Annotated in this window: 18 protein-coding genes; 7 read left to right on the plus strand and 11 right to left on the minus strand. The window is 66.0% G+C overall.

What is annotated here, in order from left to right; genetic code table 11:
- The first annotated feature begins 13 nt into the window (after positions 1–13).
- On the plus strand, positions 14–340 hold the full coding sequence (locus G5S42_RS24815) for a hypothetical protein (RefSeq protein ID WP_176109174.1): 327 nt from the start codon (positions 14–16) through the stop codon (positions 338–340).
- Between the two features lie 54 nt (positions 341–394).
- On the opposite strand, the gene G5S42_RS24820 is transcribed toward G5S42_RS24815, so the two are convergent.
- Positions 395–1240 (minus strand): glycosyltransferase family 2 protein, encoded by an 846-nt coding sequence (locus G5S42_RS24820; protein ID WP_176109175.1) that lies wholly within the window; start codon positions 1238–1240, stop codon positions 395–397.
- A 290-nt stretch (positions 1241–1530) separates the two neighbouring features.
- Here G5S42_RS24820 and G5S42_RS24825 point away from each other — a divergent pair, with 290 nt between their 5' ends.
- Positions 1531–2832: an O-antigen ligase family protein gene (locus tag G5S42_RS24825; RefSeq protein ID WP_176109176.1), complete on the plus strand. Its 1302-nt coding sequence runs from the start codon at positions 1531–1533 to the stop codon at positions 2830–2832.
- A 45-nt stretch (positions 2833–2877) separates the two neighbouring features.
- Here G5S42_RS24825 and G5S42_RS24830 read toward each other — a convergent pair whose 3' ends face one another.
- Positions 2878–3972 carry a glycosyltransferase family 4 protein gene (locus tag G5S42_RS24830; RefSeq protein WP_176109177.1) on the minus strand — a complete coding sequence of 365 codons (1095 nt, stop codon included), beginning with the start codon at positions 3970–3972 and terminating at the stop codon, positions 2878–2880.
- A 182-nt stretch (positions 3973–4154) separates the two neighbouring features.
- Between G5S42_RS24830 and G5S42_RS24835 the strand changes: the two genes are divergently transcribed.
- Complete coding sequence (locus tag G5S42_RS24835; RefSeq protein WP_176109178.1) at positions 4155–5180, plus strand: glycosyltransferase family 2 protein; 1026 nt, start codon at positions 4155–4157, stop codon at positions 5178–5180.
- A 57-nt stretch (positions 5181–5237) separates the two neighbouring features.
- Here G5S42_RS24835 and G5S42_RS24840 read toward each other — a convergent pair whose 3' ends face one another.
- Complete coding sequence (locus G5S42_RS24840) at positions 5238–6278, minus strand: glycosyltransferase family 2 protein (RefSeq protein WP_176109179.1); 1041 nt, start codon at positions 6276–6278, stop codon at positions 5238–5240.
- A gap of 149 nt (positions 6279–6427) precedes the next feature.
- Complete coding sequence (gene msbA, locus G5S42_RS24845; RefSeq protein ID WP_176109180.1) at positions 6428–8221, minus strand: lipid A export permease/ATP-binding protein MsbA; 1794 nt, start codon at positions 8219–8221, stop codon at positions 6428–6430.
- Between the two features lie 245 nt (positions 8222–8466).
- Here msbA and G5S42_RS24850 point away from each other — a divergent pair, with 245 nt between their 5' ends.
- Positions 8467–9228, plus strand: a complete 762-nt coding sequence (locus G5S42_RS24850) for a glycosyltransferase family 2 protein (RefSeq protein WP_176109181.1) — start codon at positions 8467–8469, stop codon at positions 9226–9228.
- 58 nt (positions 9229–9286) lie between these two features.
- On the opposite strand, the gene dnaE is transcribed toward G5S42_RS24850, so the two are convergent.
- Positions 9287–12877, minus strand: coding sequence for a DNA polymerase III subunit alpha (gene dnaE / locus G5S42_RS24855; RefSeq protein ID WP_176109182.1), 3591 nt, complete (start codon positions 12875–12877; stop codon positions 9287–9289).
- A 317-nt stretch (positions 12878–13194) separates the two neighbouring features.
- Here dnaE and G5S42_RS24860 point away from each other — a divergent pair, with 317 nt between their 5' ends.
- Both G5S42_RS24860 and gluQRS read left to right on the plus strand, forming a co-directional pair.
- A complete protein-coding gene (locus G5S42_RS24860) occupies positions 13195–14058 on the plus strand; it encodes a sulfurtransferase (RefSeq protein WP_176109183.1) in 864 nt (287 codons plus the stop codon).
- A gap of 52 nt (positions 14059–14110) precedes the next feature.
- Positions 14111–15001 carry a tRNA glutamyl-Q(34) synthetase GluQRS gene (gluQRS, locus tag G5S42_RS24865; protein WP_176109184.1) on the plus strand — a complete coding sequence of 297 codons (891 nt, stop codon included), beginning with the start codon at positions 14111–14113 and terminating at the stop codon, positions 14999–15001.
- Between the two features lie 106 nt (positions 15002–15107).
- Here the strand turns inward: gluQRS and G5S42_RS24870 are convergent, their stop codons facing one another.
- The 6 genes from G5S42_RS24870 to purT form a co-directional block, all read right to left on the minus strand.
- Positions 15108–16565 (minus strand): DEAD/DEAH box helicase, encoded by a 1458-nt coding sequence (locus tag G5S42_RS24870; protein WP_176109185.1) that lies wholly within the window; start codon positions 16563–16565, stop codon positions 15108–15110.
- Positions 16566–16911: 346 nt separating this feature from the next.
- Positions 16912–18348 carry an aldehyde dehydrogenase family protein gene (locus tag G5S42_RS24875; RefSeq protein ID WP_176109186.1) on the minus strand — a complete coding sequence of 479 codons (1437 nt, stop codon included), beginning with the start codon at positions 18346–18348 and terminating at the stop codon, positions 16912–16914.
- Positions 18349–18393: 45 nt separating this feature from the next.
- Positions 18394–20046, minus strand: a complete 1653-nt coding sequence (locus G5S42_RS24880) for an acetolactate synthase large subunit (RefSeq protein WP_176109187.1) — start codon at positions 20044–20046, stop codon at positions 18394–18396.
- A 239-nt stretch (positions 20047–20285) separates the two neighbouring features.
- The gene (locus G5S42_RS24885) at positions 20286–20666 is read right to left on the minus strand and encodes an MliC family protein (RefSeq protein ID WP_176109188.1); all 381 of its coding nucleotides are present in this window, start codon (positions 20664–20666) and stop codon (positions 20286–20288) included.
- A 125-nt stretch (positions 20667–20791) separates the two neighbouring features.
- On the minus strand, positions 20792–21004 hold the full coding sequence (locus tag G5S42_RS24890) for a DUF6726 family protein (protein ID WP_176109189.1): 213 nt from the start codon (positions 21002–21004) through the stop codon (positions 20792–20794).
- 84 nt (positions 21005–21088) lie between these two features.
- Positions 21089–22303, minus strand: a complete 1215-nt coding sequence (gene purT, locus G5S42_RS24895; protein ID WP_176109190.1) for a formate-dependent phosphoribosylglycinamide formyltransferase — start codon at positions 22301–22303, stop codon at positions 21089–21091.
- A gap of 258 nt (positions 22304–22561) precedes the next feature.
- Between purT and G5S42_RS24900 the strand changes: the two genes are divergently transcribed.
- On the plus strand, positions 22562–23098 hold the full coding sequence (locus tag G5S42_RS24900; RefSeq protein WP_176109191.1) for an META domain-containing protein: 537 nt from the start codon (positions 22562–22564) through the stop codon (positions 23096–23098).
- The last annotated feature ends 54 nt before the right edge of the window (positions 23099–23152 follow it).

The raw sequence follows: 23152 nt of genomic DNA on the forward strand, positions 1-23152 counted from the left end.
GACGGAGGCGGTCATGGCCGACCAAACCGCAAGTTGGCAAACGGTGCAATACGAGGGCTTCGAGATACACGTGTCACCTGTTCCAAAGGACCCGCCCGACCCGGCGCATGCCGCCGACGCGGCCACGCAAAAGAGTCGCTACACGTATCTAGGCTACGTCTGTCATCCGGGCGCCAATCCCCAGCTTCCTGGCCATGCGGTGCCGTTTCACGCGGATGGCGAGGAGAGCTTCGCGAGTGTCGACGACGCGCTCTACGAAGCGGTGCACGTGGGACGCAGCATCGTCGACGGCACGCATCCGGACCTGACGGTGCTGCCGCTCGTGACGGGCGGCGTTTGACACCCGCAACGACACCCGCAGCGCGTCGAGCCGCCGTTTTCGGTTCGGCGCCAGTCAGCCCAACGCGCGTTTGATGCGCGACTTCAGCAGCGCCCGGCGCAGCCGGCCGGTGCGCTCCGGCTCGCTGACCGCTAGCGCACCGTCGATGGCGGTGCCGCGGCGCAGGTAATAGCGGTCGAACGTCGCCTGCGTCATCCCCCACTTGTTGAGAAACTGGCGACGGCCGTCGTTCTTCACGATCTTGCCGGTGCTCTTCTGCTGGAAGTGATAGACGAGACTGTCGCCGACGCCGACGAACACGCGGCAGCCCGCGTCCCACAGCTTCATCGAGAAATCGTTGTCGCTGCTCATGCCGGGGCTCAGCTCGCTGCTGTAGCCGCCCACCTTGAACCACCAGTCGCGATGCACGAGCGTCGGCGGCCACGTCGCGCCGCGCCAGTCGGCACGCACGAGACTGGGCGCGGCAGCGACCAGCTCGTCGGCGCGAAACACCTGGGCATCGCGGCCGAAGTCGCGTACGACCACGCACGGATTGCCCGAATCGACCGGCTCGATCATCGTGCCCGACAACATGAACAGCCTGTCGGCCGGCATCTGCGCGAGACGCTTGACGAGCGCTTCATCCCATCCCGGGCAGCAGTACATGTCGTCGTTCATGTAGACGATGTAGTCCTGCGTCGCGCGCGCCGCCGCGATATTGACCGCGTGGCAGATGCCGATATTGCCGGGCGACGCCGTATGCTCGATGCCCTCGTCACGCACCCACGCGAGCGTGCCGTCCGAACCGTCGTTGACGTGCACGATGATCTGGTGCGGATACGTCGAATGACGGCGCAGGCTTTTGATCACGAGGCGCAGATAAGGCAGGTTGTTCCAGGTCGGGATGATGATTGAGAACATCGAGTCGGTCCGTTGAGCTGGGCGCGGGGCGCGGCATGCGCCGCGCGCCGGCCATGAATGTCGCGCGATTGTACCGCCCCCCGTCTGCGCGCACGACAGGCGCCGCCTGCCGCCGCCACGCCGAATACCGCGGGCCGACGGTACCTTACCGCGTGCGGCAGCAAGCATTCCGCAAGGTAGCGCATGGTTATAATCCGGATCGCTCTGCCGTCTTGAAAACCTCAAATGGTCCGGCGTCCCCTGCAATTTCACCACCGGAACGGTAGTGTGCTCATCGATAACGTAGACCTATGATTTTTGCTTCCAGTCTGGTCTGGCTCACGTCGGCCCTGCTGTTTCTCGCGCCCGCGGTCAATCTGATGTGGCGCGGCGGCACCGGCTACTGCTTTTTCGTACTCGTCGCGCTCGCGCTCGGCGCGGCCATCGTCAACCGGCGCATGCCGGGCTATTTCTCCGCGTTGCGCACCTATCGCTGGTTCACGATCGGCATGCTCGCGTTCGTCGTCGGGATCGGCGCGCAGCAGCTGGCGCTCGGCTACTGGCTGCCACGCGAACTCGACTCGGTCGCGCGCTTCGTGTTTGCGCTGCTGGTGTTCCTGCTGCTGCGCCAATTGCCGTCGCGCAATCTGCGCATGATCGGGTGGGGCTGTGCGGCCGGCGCGCTCGCGGTGGGCGCATGGGCGATCATCAATCAGCCGCCCGGCGGCTGGACCGATGCGAACCGTCTGAACAACTCGTACACGAACGCGATTCCGTTCGGCGATACCGCGCTGCTGCTCGCGTTCCTCTCGGTATTCACGCTCGGCTGGGACAATCCGCGCGACTGGCGCGTGCTCGTGCCGCGCGTGCTCGCGCTGGTGTCGGGCGGCTATGCGTCGTTTCTGTCGGGCTCGCGCGGCGGCTGGCTCGCGGTGCCGGTGTTCGTCGTGCTGCTAGGCATGCAGTACCACTGGTTCACGCGGAAAAAGCGCCTGCTGGTCGCGACGCTCGTGATCGTGATCGGCGCGGGGGGGCTGTTGTCGACCGAACGGGTCCAGAAGCGCTTCGCCGAAGTGCCGAACGATGTATCGATGATGCACAAGGGCGAAGACTTCACGGCCACCGGTCTGCGCCTGCAACTGTGGAACGCATCGCGGATGATCGTCGAGCGGCATCCGCTGTGGGGCGTCGGCAAGGGCCATCTGGTCAACGAGCTCGGCGCGATGGCCAAGCGCGGCGAGGTGAAGGCCGAGATCGTCAACGAACGCGCGCATAGCGACTTCTTCTCGACCCTGGCCGAGATGGGCGCGGTCGGCGTGATCTGCCTGCTGCTGTTCTACTACGGCATGACGGTGTATTTCTGGCGGCACCGGCATGCGAGCGACCCGGCGATTCGCGCCGCGTCGTATTCCGGTCTGGCGGTCGCGTCGAGCACGGTAATCTTCGGCCTCACGATCGACGTGCTGGTGCCGGTCATGGTGACGGTACTGCTCGCGCTGCTGGTAGCGACACTGCTGGCGATGATCGATGCACGCAAGCGCGAGCTGCGCAGCGAAGCGCCGGCCGCGCCGACGCCAGCCGCGCTCGTGCGCGAGACGCAGCCGCGCGATTGATTCCGATTCGACGAGAAGCGGCTGCCCGAGCGCGGAGCGCCGCCCTCATCCTCGCGTGAACACCTCGTAAAGCGCCGCGACGTGCGCGTCGACGCTCGGGTCGTACACGAGGCTGTCGCGCGGCGCCGCGATGCGCGCGGCGCCGCTCTTCACGCGTTCGACCGCCTGCCCGATCGCACGCTCGAAACTGCCCTCGGACTGCCGCGAAAACTCGATCTTCGCGGCGCCGGTCACGGTCTCCGCCGAGCCGACGTTGTCGGCGATCACGAGCGGCGTGCCGCACATCACCGACTCGACACCGACGAGCCCGAACGGCTCGTACGCCGACGCGACGACCGTGAAATCGGCGGCCGCGAACAGCTTTTCGATCTCTTTGCTGTAACCCGCGTAACGAATTGTGTCGCCAGTTTTGGGCACCGGGCGGCCCGCGACGACGAGACAGACCGGCAGCGTCGTGCCCGAGAAAAACGCTTCGAGCAACGGATAGCCCTTGCGCTCGTGACTCGTCGACGAGAACACGAACATCACGCGATCGTCGGGCACGCCGAGCTGGCGGCGCACGGCCGCGCGCGCGGCGGCGTCGAGCGGCTTGAAGCGGGCGGTGTCGACGGGCGGATAAAGCACGTCGATGCGCGCTGCCGGCACGTGATAGAAACGCTGCAACTCGCGGCTCATCAATTGCGAATGCGCGACGATCGCGCGCGCCCGCGTGTAGACGCGCCGCTCGAGCTCGATTTGCCATTCGTCGCTGCGGCGCGCGGTGCGGCCCGCGGCTTCGAGCGAACCCGGATGCGTTCCGCCGCACAATGCGACGTCGGCATGCGTCGAGTGATTGATCGAGAACACGCACGCCGGACGATGCCGCTTCAAACGCTGCTTCAGACGCCAGTCGAACGCGAGGTTGCGCAGCTTGCGCGGCGCCCAGCGCACGTTGAGCGGCTGGGCATCGATCCACGCGGCCTCGGGAAGCGCCTCGTCGATCTCGCGCGCGAACAGCGTCGGGCGCAGACCGAGCCGATGCAGGCCGGCGATCACGTCGCGCGTGTAGCGCTCGGCGCCGCCGCTGTTCTTCAGCGCCTGGGCGGTCAGCGCGATGTCGGTGAGGGGCCGCTGGTTCGGGTCGAGGGTCGGCTCTGACAAGGATCGGTCTCGGTGAGGCGCACGCGCGGACGAGTCCGCGGGTGCGCAGTTTCGGGGCAGCGGCAATTGTAAAGGATGGATTTCGCCGGGTTCAGCTCGCGGGGGCTCGGGTTTGCCGTGCGCGTCGCGCGGCGCGGCCGTCAGCGGCTAGAATCTAGGCCAATCGCTTTCTCCCCGACTCCATGACCGATAGCCTGGCGCACCTCGCACCCCCTGCAACCGCAGACACCGCCCGCCCCCTCGTCTCGATGCTCGTGATCGCCTACAACCAGGCAGAGCAGATCGGCGACGCCGTGCGCAGCGCGCTCGCGCAAACCTACGAGCCGCTCGAAATCATCGTCTCCGACGACGCGTCCCGCGACGCGACCTACGCCGCGATCGAAGCGGCGCTCGCCGGCTACAGCGGGCCGCATCGCGTGATCGCGCGGCGCAATCTGGTGAACCAGGGCATCAGCGCGCACCTGTCGCAACTCGCGCAGTTGGCGCAGGGCGAGTTGCTGTTCGTCGCAGCCGGCGACGACATGTCGGCGCCCGAGCGCTGCGAGCGCGTCGTCGACTGCTGGCTCGCGCATGGGCGCCGCCCCGACCTGATCGCGACCGATCTCGCCGACATGGACGAAACGGGTCACGTGCACGAGCGCGTGAGCCCGACCGAGCTCGACCGCTATCGCAGCTTCGACGACTGGCTCGTCGAGCGTCCGTGGCTGATCGGCGCCGCGCATACGTGGTCGCGACGCCTGATCGAGCGCTTCGGGCCGATGCTGCCGGGCGCCGCGGCCGAGGATCAGATCATGGTGCTGCGCGCGATCCTATCGGGCGGCGCGATCAGTCTGCGCGAGCCGCTGGTGCGCTACCGGCGCGGCGGACTCTCGCGCAAGCGTCGCTACCAGTCGGTCGACGAGCTGATCGCGCGGATGCGGCAGAGCAATCGCTACGGACTCGCGGAACTTGCGCAGCTGCAGCGCGATGCTCAGATCGCCGGCGTCGGCGAACGCATGCGCGCGGCGATGGCGCCGAAGCTCGCGCGCGAGCAGTTCATCCATGCGATGTTCGAAGCGGGCAGTCTTGGCGAACGCATTGGTCTCGTGACGCGCAGCGCCGGCGTGAAGCTCGGGCTGCGGATTCGGATGTTTCTGTATGCGAGTTGCCCGGTGGTCTATGCACCGGGCATCTGGCTCAAGCGGCTCGTGCGGGGCGGAAAGGCCTGAAGACGACAGTAAGGTCTGACCGCGCTTTGCGGCTCGATGCGGCGCGGCTCACGAAACTCAGCGCGACGCGCCCCGCCGCTGCCGCAAGCGTCGCGCGAGACCCGGCCTTCGCAGTTCGACGCCGAAGCTCAGCACACTCGCGCGCAAGCGCCGCAGCATCTTCACCGAGCGCACGAAGGTCTCGCCGGTGTGACTGATCATCACGAACTCGAACGCGCCGCGCCAGCTCGCGACACCGCGCGAAAACGCGTACATGTCGTGACGCGCATCGACGGGCAGCTCGGCGCCGAAGCGGCGCGTGAACACCCGCACCTGATCCGCGATGGCTTCGATCTGCCGCCGCCGGCTCGCGCCGCGCCGCCGTGCCGCCTCGGCGCCGCATTCGTCACGCACCGCGCGCTCGTTGGTCGCGCTCGCGCCGACCGCGTTGCCGTCATGCTGCCGATACTTCAGATGCGGCGCCGCGACGTGGCGAATCTCGCCGAACGACGCAACCACCATCGCGAGCCACCAGTCGTGCATCACGATGCCGGGCGGGAACGGCAGTGCGCGATCGAGCGCCGCGCGGTTGACGAGCATCGCGCAGCCGGGCACATGGTTGCTCAGCAGAAAATCGCGCAAGCGCGTCGCGCAGCGCGACTTCGCGGTGATATCGAACAGCGAGCGCGACAGACGGCACAGCGTCGAGTCGACGAGCTCGATGTCGCAGAACGCGAGCGCCGGCGTGGCGGCGCCGTCGCCCGCGCTTTCCGCGCGCCGCACCTCCCGCATCAGATCGGCGACTTTCTCGGGCGCCCAGACGTCGTCCTGGTCGGCAAGCGCGATGTAGTCGCCGCGGCAGCCGGCGAGCGCGCGCTCGAAATTGCCGACGATGCCCGCCCGTGTGCCATCGCCGACGAGCCGCACCGGCACGCGTCCCGTATACGACGCGAGCAGTTCGCGGGTGCCGTCGCAGGATGCGTCGTCGGATACCACGACTTCGAGATGCGGCCAGCTCTGCGCTTCGAGCGAAGCCAGCAGCTCGGGCAGATAAGTGCGGCCGTTGTACGTCGCGAGCGCGATGGAGACGAGCGGCTTGCTCGGATCGTCGTCAAACATAGGCAGTCGATTTCCGCCAGGCGGACCGTGATTGCCCGCCAGCATGCGATGAGCGCCGAAAATGCGCAACCAATTGAGACTTAAACGCAACACCGGCCCAGATAATGGGCCGGATAGGCGATTAGCGGTTGGGGCCGCAATGTGCCGGATCAAACCGGGCTTTGCTGGAACTGGATCCGATGCAGATGCGCGTACAGGCCGTCGTGCTCGAGCAGCTCGCGATGGCTGCCACGCTCGACGATCCGGCCCGCCTCCATCACGAGGATGCGGTCGGCGCGCTCGATGGTCGACAGCCGGTGCGCGATCACGAGCGTCGTGCGGCCCTTCATCAGCGTTTCGAGCGCCGCCTGCACGTGGCGCTCGGACTCTGAATCGAGCGCCGACGTCGCTTCGTCGAGAATCAGAATCGGCGCGTCCTTGTAGATCGCGCGCGCGATCGCGAGACGCTGGCGCTGGCCGCCCGACAGCATCATGCCGTTGTCGCCGACGAGCGTCTCGATGCCCTGCGGCATCGCCTGCACGGTGTCCCACAGGTTCGCCGCACGCAACGCCGCCTTGACCTTCTCCGCATCGACCTCCTGACCGTACGCGACGTTGTGCGCGATCGTGTCGTTGAACAGCACGACGTCCTGGCTCACCATCGCGATCTGGCTGCGCAGCGCGTGCAGGTCGTACTCGGGCAGCGCGACGCCGTCGACCAGGATCGCGCCGCCGGTCGGATCGAAGAAGCGCGGCAGCAGGTTCACGAGTGTGGTCTTGCCGCTGCCCGACGGACCCGCAAGCGCGACCATCTCGCCCGGGGCGACCTTGAACGACACCTGGTCGAGCGTGTGACGGTTGTGCGTGGAGCTGGTGCCGTAGTTGAACGACACGTCGCGGAACTCGACCTCGCCGCGCGCGCGAGCAAGGGGCCTACCGCCGCCCTTCGGCTCGGCGGGCTCGTCGATCAGACCGAAGATCAGCTCGGCCGCGGTCATACCACGCTGCAACGGCTGGTTCACGTCCATCAGATGCTTGAGCGGCGAGATGATGAGCAGCATCGACGTGACGAACGCGACGAAGCCGCCGACCGTCGTCTGGTCCGATGACGACTGCACCACCGCGATCGTGATCACGACCGCGAGCGCGATCGACGCGAGGAACTGCGTCAACGGCTGCGCGAGGCCGCCGGACACCGTCATGCGCATCGCGTAGCCGCGCAGGCGCCGGCTCATCGAGTTGAAGCGGTCCATCTCGTACTGCTCGCCGTTATGCACCTTGACGACCTTGTAGCCGCCCACCGTCTCCTCGACGATGTACGACAGCTCGTTGGTGAGCAGCTGATGCTCGCGGTTCAGGCGCCGCAGCCGGCGATTGATCTTGCCGACCAGCCAGCCGATGCCCGGCAGCAGCACCGCGACGATCAACGTCAGGCGCCAGTTCAGATAGAACAGATAGCCGAGCAGGAAGATCACCGTCAGCGAGTCGCGCACGAGCGTGACCATCACGCTCAGCAGCACGTTCAGAATCTGGTTGACCTCGAAGACGATCGCGTTGATCACCGTGCTCGCGGTTTCGCGCTGGAAGAACGCGACGCTCGTGTGGATCATGCGGTCGAACATCTTCAGACGCAGCTCGAGCAGGATCTTGTTCGACACGTACGCGAGCAGATAGCCGGACGCATACTGCGACACGCCGCGAATCAGCGCGAGGCCGATCACCGCGATCGGCACGAGCCACTTGGTCTTGTCGACCGCGTGCGAGCCGAAGCCCTTGTCGAGCAGTGGCTTGAGCAGCGCGGGAATGGCGGCGTCGGTGCCGGCGCTCACTGCCATCGCGACGATCGCGCCGAGCACGACCCACAGCAGCGGCTTGATGAATGGCCACAGGCGCCGCAGGACGACGGCCGGCGACGACGCATCGCCTGAACCCATGGGTTTGCTTAACGTTGGCTTCGCGCTCAAGGAATCCTCTGGAAATGCGGAACGGCGAGCACGCGGCGCAGGGTTGGGTGGCCGCGTGGAATATCAAAAAAGAGCATTGTAATCGGTTGCAGATGACGGCCGGCGCTCGGCGCGCGACGGCATGCGCGCAACACCTTGGCCGATACGCGCTGTGGTGCAGGGCCGGATGGGATGTGTATACTCGCTGCTCGATTGCCGGGTCGCGGGGCCCCGCTCCGTCACTTCGTCCTCCACGCAACTCAGGTATGCAAGAAACCACTCTTGGCGTTGCCATCATCACCCGGAACGCGGCGGCGCGGCTCGCCGAATGCCTGCAGGCCGTGGCCTTCGCCGATCAGATCGTCGTGATCGACGGCGGCAGCACCGACGGCACCGCCGACATCGCCCGCGCGCACGGCGCGCGTGTCATCGAGCAAACGGACTGGCCGGGCTTCGGCCCGCAAAAGAACCGTGCGGTCGATGCACTGACCACCAGCTGGGTCCTGTCGCTCGACGCCGACGAAATCGTCACGCCGGAACTTGCCGCATCGATTCGCGCGGCGCTCGCCGCGCCCGCCGCCGACGTCTACGCGGTGGACCGTCTGTCGAGCTTCTGCGGCCAATGGGTTCATCACAGCGGCTGGTATCCGGACTGGATTCCGCGCCTTTTCAAACGCGGCACCGCGCGTTTCTCCGACGATCTCGTGCACGAGCGCCTCGTGTTCGATACGCCCGCGCAACGCCTGACCGGCAAGCTGATGCACTACTCGTACGAGGACTTCGAGGGCGTGCTGCGCAAGCTCGACGCGTATTCAACGGCCGGCGCACGGCAGCGTTACGAGGCCGGGCAGAAAGGCAGCATTCGCCTTGCGATCGGGCGCGGCCTGTGGGCGTTCGTACGGACTTATCTGCTGCGGCGCGGTTTTCTGGATGGCCGCGCCGGGCTGATGATCGCGCTGTTCAATGCGGAGACGGTGTACTACCGGTTTCTGAAGCTGGCGCGGCTGGAAAAAACGGGCGGGCGATAAGCTGAGCTCAGATTAGCCGGTACACGCGGCACCGGCCGATCCACACCGCCTACCTCGCTCAATACACGATCTCGATCGAGCTTCCCGCAAACTCGCCGCGCAGCGCGGCGAGCAGTTCGTCGGTCGGCTTCACGCGCCACGCGTCGCCCAGACGCATTTCGCCTTGCGCATGCTCGCTGCGATAAACCACCTGCACCGCGAGTCCATTCGGAATCTGCACCGCCTGACGCTGACGACCGCCATCGCCGCCGAAGCCGCCACGGCCGCCGCCGTTGCCACCGCCGTTGCCACCGCCGTTGCCACGAGTGGCGGCCGCCGACGCGGCTGCCCCGGCCGGCTCTTCCTTGCCGGCGGTGTGCGCTTCGAGCACCCGGCGCAATGCCTGCGCGTCAGCGTTGCCGTTCATCTGCACCTTCAGCGAGTCCGCGTAGCGGCAGCGCGCGCGGCCGAGATCCATCACCGTTTCGACGGTGAAGCGGATGCCGCCCGTGAACGCGTCGTTACGCGCCTGGCCCTGCACGACCAGCAGTTCGTCTTCCTTGAACAGCTGCTTGTGTTCTTCGAAGACCTCGTTGAAGACTGTCACTTCGCACTGACCGGTGCCGTCGTCGAGCAGCGCGATCAGCATCTTGCCGCGCTGGGTCATCTGCGTGCGCAGCGATACGATCACGCCCGCAACGAGCTTGTCGCGCCCTTCCTTCAGCTCGCCGATCTTCTGGCGCACGAACCGGCGCACTTCGTCCTTGTATGCATCGAACAGATGGCCCGACAGGTAGAAACCGAGCGCGGCCTTTTCTTCCTGCAGCTTGCGCTTTTCCGGCCACTCCGGTTCGTCGACGAGTTCGTGGCCTTGCGACGGCGCGTCGCCCATGTCGAACAGACCCGCCTGCAGCGCATTGGCCGCCGCCTGCTCGGCCGCTTCCATCGCGAGCGACACCGATGCGATCAGCTGCGCGCGGTTCGCATGCAGCGTATCGAACGCGCCGGCGCGAATCAGCGCTTCGATCGTGCGTCGATTGACGATGCGCCGGTCGACGCGATTGCAGAAATCGAAGATGTCGATGAAGCGGCCGTCCTCGCGCGCGCGCAGGATTTCTTCGATCGCGTTCTGGCCGCTGCCCTTGATTGCGCCGAGACCATAACGGATCGTGCGCGAGCGCTTGCCGTCGGCCTCGGCGACCGGCTCGAAGCGATACGCCGACAGGTTCACGTCCGGCGGCAGCACGGCCATCTTGTTCGCGAGGCAGTCTTCGAACAGGATCTTGACCTTGTCCGTGTCGTCCATCGCGAGCGACATGTTGGCCGCCATGAATTCGGCCGGATGGTGCGCCTTCAGCCACGCGGTGTAGTAGGCGAGCAGCGCATACGCAGCCGCGTGCGACTTGTTGAAGCCGTAGCCCGCGAACTTCTCCATCAGGTCGAAGATTTCGTCGGACTTCTCGCGCGTGAGGCCGTTCCTGGCCGCGCCTTCCGCGAAAATCTCGCGGTGCTGGGCCATCTCCTCGGGCTTTTTCTTACCCATCGCGCGACGCAGCAGGTCGGCGCCGCCCAGCGAGTAACCGCCGATGATCTGCGCCATCTGCATCACCTGCTCCTGGTAGACCATGATGCCGTAGGTCTCTTTCAGAACAGGTTCGACGCGCGGGTCCGGATATTCCACCACCTCGCGGCCGTGCTTACGTGCGCAGAAGCTCGGGATCAGGTCCATCGGACCCGGGCGGTACAACGCGACGAGCGCGATGATGTCCTCGAAGCGATCGGGCTGCGCGTCCTTCAGCATGCCCTGCATGCCGCGGCTTTCCAGCTGGAACACGGCGACCGTGTTCGCTTTCTTCAGAATCGAGAACGACGCGGGGTCGTCGAGCGGCACCTGGCCGAGCGACCAGTCCTGCTTCGACGGATCGAGGCGGCGGATGTAGCGCTCGGCCCAATCCAGAATGGTCAGCGTGGTCAGGCCCAGAAAGTCGAACTTCACGAGGCCGACCGCCTCGACGTCGTCCTTGTCGTACTGGCTGACGACGCCGCTGTCGTCGCCCTGCGTATAGAGGGGGCAGAAATCGGTCAGCTTGCCGGGCGCGATCAGCACGCCGCCCGCGTGCATACCGACGTTACGCGTCAAGCCCTCTACGCGCTGCGCGAGTTCGAGCAGCTGGTGCACTTCGTCTTCGTTGTCGAAGCGCTCCTGCAATAGCGGCTCTTCCTTCATCGCGTCGGCGATGGTCACGTGCTTGCCCGGCTTGAACGGGATCAGCTTCGCGACGCCGTCCGTGAACATGTAGCCGAGATCGAGCACGCGGCCGATGTCTCGCACCGCCGCCTTGGCCGCCATCGTGCCGAACGTCGCGATCTGCGACACCGCGTTCGCGCCGTACTTTTCCTTCACGTACTGGATCACGCGATCACGGCCGTGCTGGCAGAAGTCGATATCGAAGTCGGGCATCGACACCCGCTCCGGATTCAGGAAACGTTCGAACAGCAGGTTGTAGCGCAGCGGATCGAGATCGGTCACGCCGAGCGCATAGGCGACCAGCGAACCCGCGCCCGAACCGCGGCCAGGACCGACCGGCACGCCGTTGTTCTTTGCCCAGTTGATGAAGTCCGCAACGATCAGGAAGTAGCCCGGAAAGCCCATCTTGATGATCGTGCCGCACTCGAATTCGAGGCGCTGGTAGTAGGTCGGGCGTTGCGCGTCGCGCTCGGCCTCGTCCGGATACAGCTGTTCGAGCCGCTTTTCGAGGCCCTCTTTCGACAGCTGCACCAGGTAGTCGTCGAGCGACATGCCGTCGGGCGTCGGAAAGAGCGGCAGCTTCGGCTTGCCGAGTTCGAGCGTCAGATTGCAGCGCTTGGCGATCTGCACCGTGTTCGCGAGCGCCGAAGGAATGTCCGCGAACAGCGTGGCCATTTCCTGTTGCGTGCGGAAATACTGCTCGGACGTGAAGCGCTTCTGGCGACGCGGATTCGCGAGAATATCGCCTTCGGAAATACACACGCGCGCTTCGTGCGCGGTGAAGTCGTCCGGCGTCATGAACTGCATCGGGTGCGTCGCGACGACCGGCAGTTTCAGCGATGCCGCGAGCGCGACCGCCTGCTGCACGTACTGCTCGCCGCCAGGCTGACCGTAGCGCTGCAGCTCGATATAAAAGCCGCCCGGAAACACCTTCGCCCAATGCCGTGCATTGCGCTTCGCCGCCTCTTCATTGCCCGCCGCCAACGCAAGACCGATGTCGCCCTGCTGCGCGCCCGACAGCGCGAGCAGCCCTTCGCCCAAACCGGTTTCGAGCCAGCCGGCTTCGATTTCCGCACGGCCGCGATACTGGTTCGTCAGCGAGGCCTTGCTGAGCAATTCGCAAAGGTTGAGGTAACCGCGGCGGTCCTTGACCAGCAGCAGCAGACGGGAAGGCTTGTCGCGGTCGTCCGGATTGGTGATCCAGACGTCGCAGCCGGCAATGGGTTTGACTCCTTTGCCACGCGCTTCCTTGTAGAAACGGACGAGGCCGAACGCGTTGCCGAGGTCGGTGAGCGCAAGCGCGCCCTGACCGTCTTTGGCCGCCGCCGCGACGATGTCGTCGAGACGCACGATGCCGTCGGCAATCGAGAATTCGGAGTGAACGCGGAGATGGACGAAGCGGGGATCTGACATGGGCGACATTGTAACCCCACCCTTCCGCAGATTTCAGTTCTAAACGGCGCGTTGGCCATCCGGCCAGGACGAGGTCGGCGAGAGGGTTGTTTGCGCTAGCGCAACCCGTTAGCCATTCGGCCAGGCCGGGGAAAATCCCCGGTTGAGGGATAATAGAGGTTTCGCCTGTTTCGGCCTGGCCATTCAACTGGCAAATGCACGGCAAACGCGCACGGCAAACGCGCGCGAAACCGCGCGCCAAACCCCGGGTCTTATACGGGGGCGCAACAGCGGCGGCACGGCCCGCCGCCCTTCGCCACGCCGGCCATCTTTACCGCAGAACACACATGAGTATCGTCAATCTCGCCGCGTATCAATTCGCGACCATCGAAGACACCGCCGCCTGGCGCCCATTCGTCACCGAACGCTGCAATGCGCTCGGCCTGCGCGGCACTATCCTGCTCGCGCCGGAAGGCATCAACCTGTTCATCGCCGGCACGCGCGAGAACACCGACGCGTTCATCGACTACATCCGCCACGACGCGCTGTTCGAAGGCAAGTTCGCGAATCTGCAGTTCAAGGAAAGCCTGTCGGACAAGCAGCCGTTCACGCGCATGCTGGTCAAGCTCAAGCGCGAAATCATCACGATGAAAAAGCCGGCGATCCGCCCCGAGCTCGGCCGCGCACCGTTCGTCGACGCGCCCACGCTGAAGACCTGGCTCGACCGCGGTCACGACGACGAAGGCCGTCCGGTCGTGATGCTCGACACGCGCAACGCGTTCGAAGTCGACGTCGGCACGTTCGACAACGCGCTCGACTATCGCATCACGAAGTTCAGCGAATTCCCCGAGGTGATCGAGAACAACCGCACCGATCTCGAAGGCAAGACGGTGGTGTCGTTCTGCACGGGCGGCATCCGCTGCGAGAAGGCCGCGATCCATATGAAAGAAGTCGGCATCGAGAACGTGTACCAGCTCGAAGGCGGCATCCTCAAATACTTCGAGGAAGTGGGCGGCGCGCATTATCACGGCGACTGCTTCGTGTTCGACTATCGCACCGCACTGAATCCGCAACTCGAACCGACCGCGACCGCGCAATGCTTCGGCTGCCGCGCGGTGGTCACGCCCGAGCAACAGCAATCGCCGATGTACGTCGCGGGCAAGACCTGTCCGGCGTGCCATCCGGACAGCAAGGCCGCGTGCGCCGCGTAATGACAGCCGGGGTGCCTCGCGGCGCGGGCGCCTCGCCTGACCTCCCCACACCATGACCTATCGCGGACGCTTCGCACCGTCGCCAACCGGCCCGCTGCATTTCGGTTCGCTGGTCAGCGCGCTCGCGAGCTGGCTCGACGCGCGCGCGCAGCGCGGCGCGTGGCTCGTGCGCGTCGAAGATATCGACGGACCGCGCACGGTGCCCGGTGCCGCCGAGGACATCCTCGCCACTCTCGAACGCTTCGGCATGCGCGCCGACGAAACGCCGCTCTGGCAAAGCCAGCGCATCGCGCACTATCAGCAGGCGCTGGAGCGGTTGAAATCGACCGGTCTCGTCTATCCGTGCGGCTGCACGCGCAAGGAAATCGCCGATTCGCTATTGCACGCGCACGCGCGCAACACCACGCTCGCCTACCCCGGCACCTGCCGCACCGGTCTGCACGGCAAGCCCGCGCGCGCGTGGCGCCTGCGTGTGCCCGACGGCGACTCGGCCGTGATCACGTTCGACGACCGCTGGCAGGGTCCGCAGACGCAAAACCTCGCGACCGAGGTCGGCGATTTCGTGCTGCGCCGCGCGGACGATCAATGGGCGTATCAGCTGGCGGTCGTGGTGGACGATGCGGACGCGGGCATTACGCACATCGTGCGCGGCGCGGATCTGATGGATTCGACGGCGCGGCAGATTTATCTGCAACGTTGTCTGGGCGTGGCGACGCCCGAATATCTGCACGTGCCGGTCGTCACGAACGAGCACGGCGAGAAGCTGAGCAAACAGACCGGCGCGACCGCGCTCGATAGCGACAAGCCGCTCGAAGCATTAGGCGCGGCGGCACGGCATCTGGGACTCGAACTGGGAAGCGAGCCGCCCGCGACGCTCGAGCAGTTCTACAGCGCCGCGACCGCGGCCTGGGCAAAACGGATGAACATTCGCGCATCCAGATGATGCGCATGCGTGGAGTCTGCTGCGCTTTCCGAAGCATCGGAACGCGCGGCTCCACCGCTTTACGCTCGGGGCGTTGCACCCCGAGCTCCGAACCCGACAGCCCGTCTTACGACGACGAAGGCGTCTTCCTCGGCATTCCGAAGCCACCGAGCAACGCGGCCAGTTGCCGCTTCGGCGCTGCCTTTTGCGGCGCGGCCGTCTCCTCGACCTTGTGCACCGATGCCGGCGACGGCTCGTACGGCTTCAGGAAGAAATCGTCGATCGGTTGCGCGCGATGATGATGATGCGGACGGTCATACGAACCCGATGCCCCGCCCGTGCGACGGCGGCTGCGCTCGTCGCGCGATTCACTGCGCTCACGGCGCAGCGAACGATCATCGTGATGATGGCGCACCGGCGCCTCGACGGTCAGGCGCTGCAAGTCGAGCGGACGCTTGATCAGCTTCTCGATGTCGGCCAGTTGCTTGCGCTCGTTCGGGCTGCACAGCGACAGCGCGTCGCCCGATGCGCCCGCGCGGCCCGTCCGGCCGATCCGGTGCACATAGTCTTCGGCGTTGAACGGCAAGTCGAAGTTGATCACCGCCGGCAGTTCGGCGATATCGAGACCGCGCGCGGCGACATCGGTCGCGACCAGCGCCTCGACCTCGCCGCGCTTGAACGCGTCGAGCGCCTGCATGCGCTCGCTTTGCGAGCGGTCGCCGTGAATCGCGGTCGCGACCACGCCGTCGCGTTCGAGGCTGCGCGCGAGCCGGCTCGCGCCGATCTTGCTGTTGCAGAACACGATCACCTGCTTCAGGCCGCGCTCGCGGATCAGTTGCACGACCGCGCCGGTCTTGTCGCCCTCGGCCACTTCGTAGACGACCTGCGTGACATTGGTCGCGGTCGAGTTGCTGCGCGCGACTTCGATGGTCTGCGGGTTGCGCAGATAGGTTGCGGCGAGCTTCTTGATTTCGCCCGAGAACGTCGCGGAAAAGAGCAGCGTTTGGCGCTCTTTCGGCAGCAGGTTCAGGATGCGCTGCAGGTCGGGCAGGAAGCCCATGTCGAGCATGCGGTCGGCTTCGTCGAGCACGAGCATCTGCACCTGGCCCAGGTTGGCGGTTTTCTGCTGCACGTGATCGAGCAGACGGCCCGGCGTCGCGATCAGGATTTCGACGCCGCGGCGCAGTTGGTCGGACTGCGGATTCATATCGACGCCGCCGAACACGACCGCGCTGCGCAGCGCCGTGTGCTTCGCGTAGGCCTGCACGTTCGCGGCCACCTGGTCGGCGAGTTCGCGGGTCGGCGTGAGGATCAGCGCGCGCACCGGATGGCGAGCCGGCGACGCGCTCGTATTGGCTTGCGGCAGCAGACGCTGGATGATCGGCAGCGAGAAGCTCGCGGTCTTGCCGGTACCGGTCTGCGCGGCGCCCATCACGTCACGGCCCGCCAGCACGACCGGGATCGCCTTCGCCTGGATCGGCGTGGGCGACGTGTAGCCCGATTCCTTGATGGCCTTCAGGATGTCGGGCGCGAGGCCGAATTGATCAAAAGTCTCAGTGCTGGGCGTGACGGCTGTGTCGGACATGGTGGCTTTCGCTAAAAAGGCGCGTGGCGCGGATGCGCGCGGCAGCGGTCGGGGCCGCGGAGGGCATCAGGATGAAGGCGGAGCCACGTCGTTCCGCGCGAGACCCGTCTGAGTTCGGTTAATGCGGCCGGCTCCGGTTGGCGGAAACACCCGCCGAAAGCCCAGTATTGTAGCACTTCAGCAAAAACGCTCGCGACGGCCGGCTGGCCGGCCGCTCGCGGCCGTTGCTTCGGTCGCAGCGTAGTGCGCACAAACGACAGTGGCATGACAGCCGGGCGCCTGGGCGGGCGGCGCGCGGCGTTCGTCAGCCGTCCCGCGCGCGCCCTGCCCGCGTCAGAGCGACCGCTCACCACGTCTCGCGCATCACCATCAGCCGCAGCTCGGTCATATCCTCGATCGCATAGCGCACGCCCTCGCGCCCCAGCCCCGAATCCTTGACGCCGCCATACGGCATGTTGTCGACGCGGAACGACGGCACGTCGTTGATCACGACGCCGCCCACTTCGAGCGCATCCCAGGCGCGATGCGCATGCGCGAGCGAATCGGTGAACACGCCGGCCTGCAGGCCGAAGTCGCTGTCGTTGACCTGCGCGAGCGCCGCCTCGAAATCGTTGAAGCGCTCGAGGATCGCGACCGGCCCGAACGCCTCCTTGCGATACAGATCGGTGTCGCGCTTCACGCCTTCGAGCAGCGTCGCCTCGAACATCGCGCCGTCGACCTTGCCCCCCGCGACGATCTGCGCGCCCGCCTGCACCGCCCCGTCCATCCAGCCGGCGAGCCGCTTCGCCTCCGATTCGGAGATCATCGGCCCGACGAAGGTCTTCTCGTTCTTCGGATCGCCCATCACCAGCGACTTCGTCTTCGCGATCAGCTTCTCGCGCAGCGCATCGTAGACGCTCGCGTGCGCAAGAATCCGCTGCACGCCGATGCAGCTCTGCCCCGACTGATAGAACGCGCCGAACGCGAGCCGCTCGACCACGTAGTCGAGCTTGCCGCCCTGATCGCCGTCGACGATCGCCGCCGCGTTGCCGCCCAGTTCCAGAATCACCTTCTTCTTGCCGGCTTTGCGTTTCAGCTCCCAGCCGACCGCCGGCGACCCGGTGAACGACAGCAGCTTGAAGCGCTCGTCCGTCGTAAACAGGTCGGCGCCGTCGCGGTGCGCGGGCAAAATCGAAAACGCGCCCTTCGGCAGATCGGTTTCCGCAAGAATTTCGCCCATGATCAGCGCGCCGACCGGCGTGCGGCTCGCCGGCTTCAGCACGAACGGCACGCCCGCCGCGATCGCCGGCGCGACCTTGTGCGCAGTGAGGTTCAACGGAAAATTGAACGGCGAGATGAACGAGCACGGCCCGATCGGCACGCGCTTCACGTACGCGTGGTAACCGTTCGCGCGCGGCGAAATCTCCAGATTGATGATCTCGCCGTCGATTCGCACGCTTTCCTCGGCGGCGACTTTGAACGTATCGATCAGGCGAGTGACCTCGCCCTTCGAATCGTTGATCGGCTTGCCCGCCTCGATGCACAGCGCGAGCGCGAGCTCGTCGTAGCGCTCGCGAAAGCGCTTAACGCAGTGTTCGAGCACCGCCTGGCGCTTGAACGGCGGGTAGGTGCGCAGCGCCGGCATCGCATCGACCGCGAGGCCGATCGCCTTGTCGATCGCGGCCGCGTCGGCCATCGCGACGCGGGTGGCGACTTCGCCACTGAATTTGTCGGTGACTTCGAGATCGGTGTTGGCGGCCACCGGCTCATTCGCGAGGTAGTACGGATAGGTTTTCTGCAACATGTCGCGTTCTCCTTGAATCGAATCAAAGCGTCGATGCACAGAGGCTCAAAGCCGCGCGGACAGCCGCTTGATCTCGCGATTGAGGACGCGCTCGTTGTCGGAATAGTCGATCGGCACGTCGATCACGTGCACGCCGGGCGTCACGAAGCACTCGCGCAACAGCGGCGCGAACTGTTCGGCGGCCTCGACCCGATGCCCCTGAGCTCCATAGCTCTGCGCATAGGCGACGAAATCCGGGTTCGCAAGCGTCATGCCGTAGTCCGGGAAGTTCATGTTCTCCTGCTTCCAGCGGATCATGCCGAACGCGTCGTCGCGCAGGATCAGGATCACCAGGTCGAGCTTCAGGCGCACCGCCGTTTCGAGCTCCTGCGAGTTCATCATGAAGCCGCCGTCGCCGCACACGGCGATCACTTTGCGCTCCGGATGCACGATCTTGCTTGCGATCGCCGACGGCAGCCCCGCGCCCATCGACGCCAGCGCGTTGTCGAGCAGCAGCGAATTCGGCTCGTGCGCGCGGTAGTAGCGCGCGAACCAGATCTTGTACATGCCGTTATCCAGACACACGATGCCGTCGACCGGCGTGGTCTCGTACACGTCGTTGACGATCCGCACCGGGTACATCGGGAAGCGGTCGTCGTGCTGGCCCTTCACCAGATGCGCCTCGAAGTGCTCCTTGATCTCCTTGAAGCGCGTGAAGTCCCAATGCTCCTGACGCGTCTTCAGGCTCTCCTTCAGCTGCCACACCGCATTCGCGATGTCGCCGACCACTTCGATCTGCGGGAAATACACCGGATCGACTTCGGCGCCGAGGAAGTTCACGTGGATCACGGTCTTCTCGCCCGCCTCGCCGCTGCGCATGAAAAACGGCGGCTTTTCGATCACGTCGTGACCGACGTTGATGATGCAATCCGCGTGCTCGATCGCGCGATGCACGAAGTCGCCGTCGGAGAGCGTCGCGTTGCCGAGCCACATCGGATGCGATTCGTCGATCACGCCCTTGCCCATCTGCGTCGTGAAGAACGGAATGCCGATCTGATCGACGAACTCGCGCAGCATCTTCGTCGTGGTCTTGCGGTTGCCGCCCGCGCCGATCATCAGGAGCGGATGCTTCGCGGCGGTGATCGCCTCGACCGCGCGCGCGACCGCCTTCTCCTCGGCGACCGGACGGCGGCTGTAGCTCTTCGGAATCGGCTTGCCGTCGCCCTCCTCGTGCGCGACGTCCTCGGGCAATTCGAGGTGCGCGGCGCCCGGGCGCTCCTCCTCGGCGCGGCGCACCGCCTCGCGCACCGCCGCCGGAATATTGCCGATCGACACGATCTGCCGCGTGTACTTGGTGAGCGGCTCCATCATCCGCACCACGTCGACGATCTGGAAGTGCCCCTGCTTGCTCGACTTGATCGGCTTCTGGCCGGTGACCATCAGCATCGGCATGCCGCCCAGTTGCGCGTAGGCGGCCGCAGTCACGAAGTTGGTCGCGCCGGGGCCGAGCGTCGCCAGACATACTCCCGTGCGGCCGGTGAGCCGCCCGTAGGTGGCGGCCATGAAGCCGGCCGCCTGCTCGTGGCGCGTGAGGATCAGACGGATTTTCGAGCGGCGCAGCGACTCGAGCAGATCGAGATTTTCTTCACCGGGGATGCCGAACACGTACTCGACACCTTCGGCTTCCAGCGATTTGACGAACAGGTCCGATGCTTTCATTGAGGGTCTCGCTTGATGACTCGGGGGACGGACAATCGAAGACGACAACGACGGCTGCGCGCGAAACACCGCATCGCGCGCGCGGCATGGCAAACGGCATGGCAAACACCATGCTGGACAGCTTACTACTCGAATGGAAACGATGCGCGCGAGGGGCAGGAAGCCGGGCGCGAGAGGAAGCAGGCGGCGGCAGAGGATGAACCCGCCGCATGACGTGCAGGTGCGCGCCGATCAATGAATCAGCGAATCACCGTTACGCAGTCGGAGAGAATCGGCGGCGCGTTCTCGCCGCTCGTCAGGTCATAAAGATTGGCGCGCGGTCCCTTGGTCCACCACGTATAGCTGCCGGCCTGGTATTTCGCGCCGGACGCCGAGACCGTGTTGACGAACAGCATCGAGGTGCCTTTCACCGGCAGCACGGCGAAGCTCTGGCCGTTCTGCGCGTTCCAGTAGGTAACCTGCAGGATCTTGCCGGTCGCGCACGTGTATTTGCGCGTCTGGTGGTTCTTGCCTTCGATGTGCTTGAACTGCAACGGCGCGGCCGAGGCGCCGCCGGAAGATGCCGCCAGCGAGGCCACCATCGATGCTGCGGTGAGGAATGCAACACGCCATGTCTTCATCGAACACCTCGATTGTTGCGGGGGGTCAGGCAGGGAAGGCATACCGGCCGCCACGCCGGTCACAGACGGGTCACAGGCGGGTTACAGGAAGCTCGTGGGCAATTCACGGACAGTTCGACGACGTTTCAAGGATCGATCACCTCGGCACACGCATCGGTCGGCGCGGCGGCGACGTGCCCGACGACCGGCACTATCTTCAGTCCCGCCGAAGCGATCCGGCACGGCGCCGCCGCGAGCCCGCAGCCGCTGATCCCGGCACACAGCGCGAACGCCACGCCGAGTGCGCCGACCCGGCGAAGCGCGCCACGCCACGGATTGCTGCGCGATTCAAGCGCCATACGATCCCCTACTCCGATCTCTTTGCTGCGATAAGCCAGCAACGATTGCGGCCCACGCCGCGCGTCGCCGCCTGCCCCTGCTCGTTACTTCGCCGACACCGGCCGAACCGCCGCAGCGGCGTGCTTCGCACGCGAGCGCGCTTCGTCGATGTTCGCGCCGGTCGCGAGCGCGACGCCCATGCGGCGTTTGACGAAGCTCTCCGGCTTGCCGAACAGGCGCAGGTCCGAGTTGGGCACCGCGAGTGCCGCCGCGACGCCTTCGAACGCGATGCCGGTCTCGTCGCGTCCACCGTAGATCACCGCCGACGCACCCGGCGCACGCAGCGACGTGTCGACCGGCAAGCCGAGGATCGCGCGCGCATGCAGTTCGAACTCCGAGAAGCGCTGCGAGCACAGCGTGACGAGCCCCGTGTCGTGCGGACGCGGGCTGACTTCCGAAAACCATACGTCGTCGCCGCGCACGAAAAGTTCCACGCCAAAGAGGCCGCGGCCGCCGAGCGCCGCCGTGACCTTGTGCGCGATCTCGCGCGAACGCTCGAGCGCGAGCGGGCTCATCGGCTGCGGCTGCCACGATTCGACATAGTCGCCCGCGACCTGCACGTGGCCGATCGGGTCGCAGAAATACGTGCTGACCGCGCCGCTAGCCGGGTCGATCGCGCGCACGGTGAGCTGCGTGATTTCATATTCGAAGTCGATGAAACCCTCGACGATCACGCGCCCGAAATTCACGCGGCCGCCCGCCATCGCGTACTGCCACGCGGGTTCGACGTCGGCGTCGCGGCGCAATACGGACTGCCCCTTGCCCGACGACGACATCACCGGCTTCACGACGCACGGATAGCCAACCTTCGCGATGCCCGCGCGCAGCTCGTCGAGCGAATCGGCGAATGCGTACGGCGAGGTCGCGAGGCCGAGCTCCTCGGCGGCGAGGCGGCGGATGCCTTCGCGGTTCATCGTCAGCTGGGTGGCGCGGGCGGTCGGGATCACCTCGGCGAGCGCCTCGGTTTCGATCGCGGCGAGCTCGTCGGTGGCGATCGCCTCGATTTCGGGGACGATCAGATGCGGGCGCTCCTGCTGGACCAGCGCGCGCAGCGCGGCGCGGTCGGTCATGTCGATCACGTGCGCGCGATGCGCGACCTGATGGCCCGGCGCGTTCGGGTAACGGTCGACGGCGATCACTTCGACGCCCAGCCGTTGCAGCGCGATGATCACTTCCTTGCCGAGCTCGCCGGCGCCGAGCAGCATCACGCGCGTCGCGGATTCAGAAAGGGGGGTGCCGATCCGTTGGCCGATCTGCATGGGAACTCCAGATAAAAGTCGGGATGAGGGTGGGATTGGATAGACCGCGATGTTAACATGCGGCCCCCTTGCCGCGCGGCGCTCAGGGTGCGTTCAGGGTGCGCTCTGAGTCCGCTCGCGAGGCCGTGGCGGTCGGGCGCAAGCGTGCCGCCTCGTCGACGTTCGCAGCCGCGACCGCGCCACCGCGCGCATCGCTCGCGCACGACAAGCTTAGTACGTTACCCTTACGCCTTCGCCAGTTTGAACAGGAACGACGCCATGCTCATCCGCTCCCGCCCGCGACGTCTTGCGCGCATCACTCCGTGCCTGCGCACGGCCGTCGCCGCGTTGAGCATCGCCGCGCTGCTCGGGGCCTGCGCGATCCCGAAGCATCCGGATTCGTCGGCGCCGCCGCCCGATCCATTCAATCCCGCCGCCGTGCAACTGCTCGACGACAGCAGCTGGGTGCTGAGCTCGTGGAAGAACGCCGACGGCACGGCGCGCGCGGTGCCGTCGAAGGATCAGGAGCCGCTCACGCTCACGTTGTCGACCGAAGGCGGCCGACGCCATGCGAGCGGCTTTTCCGGCTGCAACCGCTTCATGGGTTCATACCTGCTGAAGGACGGCAAGCTCAGCTTCGGCACCCTCGCCGGCACGCGCAAGGCGTGCGTGTCGCCGGGCGGCGACATCGAAAAGCCGTTCCTCGAAGCGCTCGAACGCATCGCTCGCACCGGCGTGCAGATGCGCGCGCCACAGCAGATGCAGCTGATCCTCGAGAACGGCGACACGCTGATGTTCGATCGCAGCGACAAGTGATGCGAGTTTGCGCCGCGTTCGGGACTCGCGCCGGCCTTCGAAGCCGCGCGCTGC

Source organism: Paraburkholderia youngii, assembly GCF_013366925.1.
GTDB classification, from domain to species: domain Bacteria; phylum Pseudomonadota; class Gammaproteobacteria; order Burkholderiales; family Burkholderiaceae; genus Paraburkholderia; species Paraburkholderia youngii.

Excerpts from the sequence above, each read along its gene's own strand:
- G5S42_RS24815 (WP_176109174.1), top strand. The coding sequence starts at position 14 with ATGGCCGACCAAACCGCAAGTTGGCAAACGGTGCAATACGAGGGCTTC.
- G5S42_RS24820 (WP_176109175.1), bottom strand. The coding sequence starts at position 1,240 with ATGTTCTCAATCATCATCCCGACCTGGAACAACCTGCCTTATCTGCGC.
- G5S42_RS24825 (WP_176109176.1), top strand. The coding sequence starts at position 1,531 with ATGATTTTTGCTTCCAGTCTGGTCTGGCTCACGTCGGCCCTGCTGTTT.
- G5S42_RS24835 (WP_176109178.1), top strand. The coding sequence starts at position 4,155 with ATGACCGATAGCCTGGCGCACCTCGCACCCCCTGCAACCGCAGACACC.
- G5S42_RS24840 (WP_176109179.1), bottom strand. The coding sequence starts at position 6,278 with ATGTTTGACGACGATCCGAGCAAGCCGCTCGTCTCCATCGCGCTCGCG.
- G5S42_RS24850 (WP_176109181.1), top strand. The coding sequence starts at position 8,467 with ATGCAAGAAACCACTCTTGGCGTTGCCATCATCACCCGGAACGCGGCG.
- dnaE (WP_176109182.1), bottom strand. The coding sequence starts at position 12,877 with ATGTCGCCCATGTCAGATCCCCGCTTCGTCCATCTCCGCGTTCACTCC.
- G5S42_RS24860 (WP_176109183.1), top strand. The coding sequence starts at position 13,195 with ATGAGTATCGTCAATCTCGCCGCGTATCAATTCGCGACCATCGAAGAC.
- gluQRS (WP_176109184.1), top strand. The coding sequence starts at position 14,111 with ATGACCTATCGCGGACGCTTCGCACCGTCGCCAACCGGCCCGCTGCAT.
- G5S42_RS24870 (WP_176109185.1), bottom strand. The coding sequence starts at position 16,565 with ATGTCCGACACAGCCGTCACGCCCAGCACTGAGACTTTTGATCAATTC.
- G5S42_RS24875 (WP_176109186.1), bottom strand. The coding sequence starts at position 18,348 with ATGTTGCAGAAAACCTATCCGTACTACCTCGCGAATGAGCCGGTGGCC.
- G5S42_RS24880 (WP_176109187.1), bottom strand. The coding sequence starts at position 20,046 with ATGAAAGCATCGGACCTGTTCGTCAAATCGCTGGAAGCCGAAGGTGTC.
- G5S42_RS24885 (WP_176109188.1), bottom strand. The coding sequence starts at position 20,666 with ATGAAGACATGGCGTGTTGCATTCCTCACCGCAGCATCGATGGTGGCC.
- G5S42_RS24890 (WP_176109189.1), bottom strand. The coding sequence starts at position 21,004 with ATGGCGCTTGAATCGCGCAGCAATCCGTGGCGTGGCGCGCTTCGCCGG.
- purT (WP_176109190.1), bottom strand. The coding sequence starts at position 22,303 with ATGCAGATCGGCCAACGGATCGGCACCCCCCTTTCTGAATCCGCGACG.
- G5S42_RS24900 (WP_176109191.1), top strand. The coding sequence starts at position 22,562 with ATGCTCATCCGCTCCCGCCCGCGACGTCTTGCGCGCATCACTCCGTGC.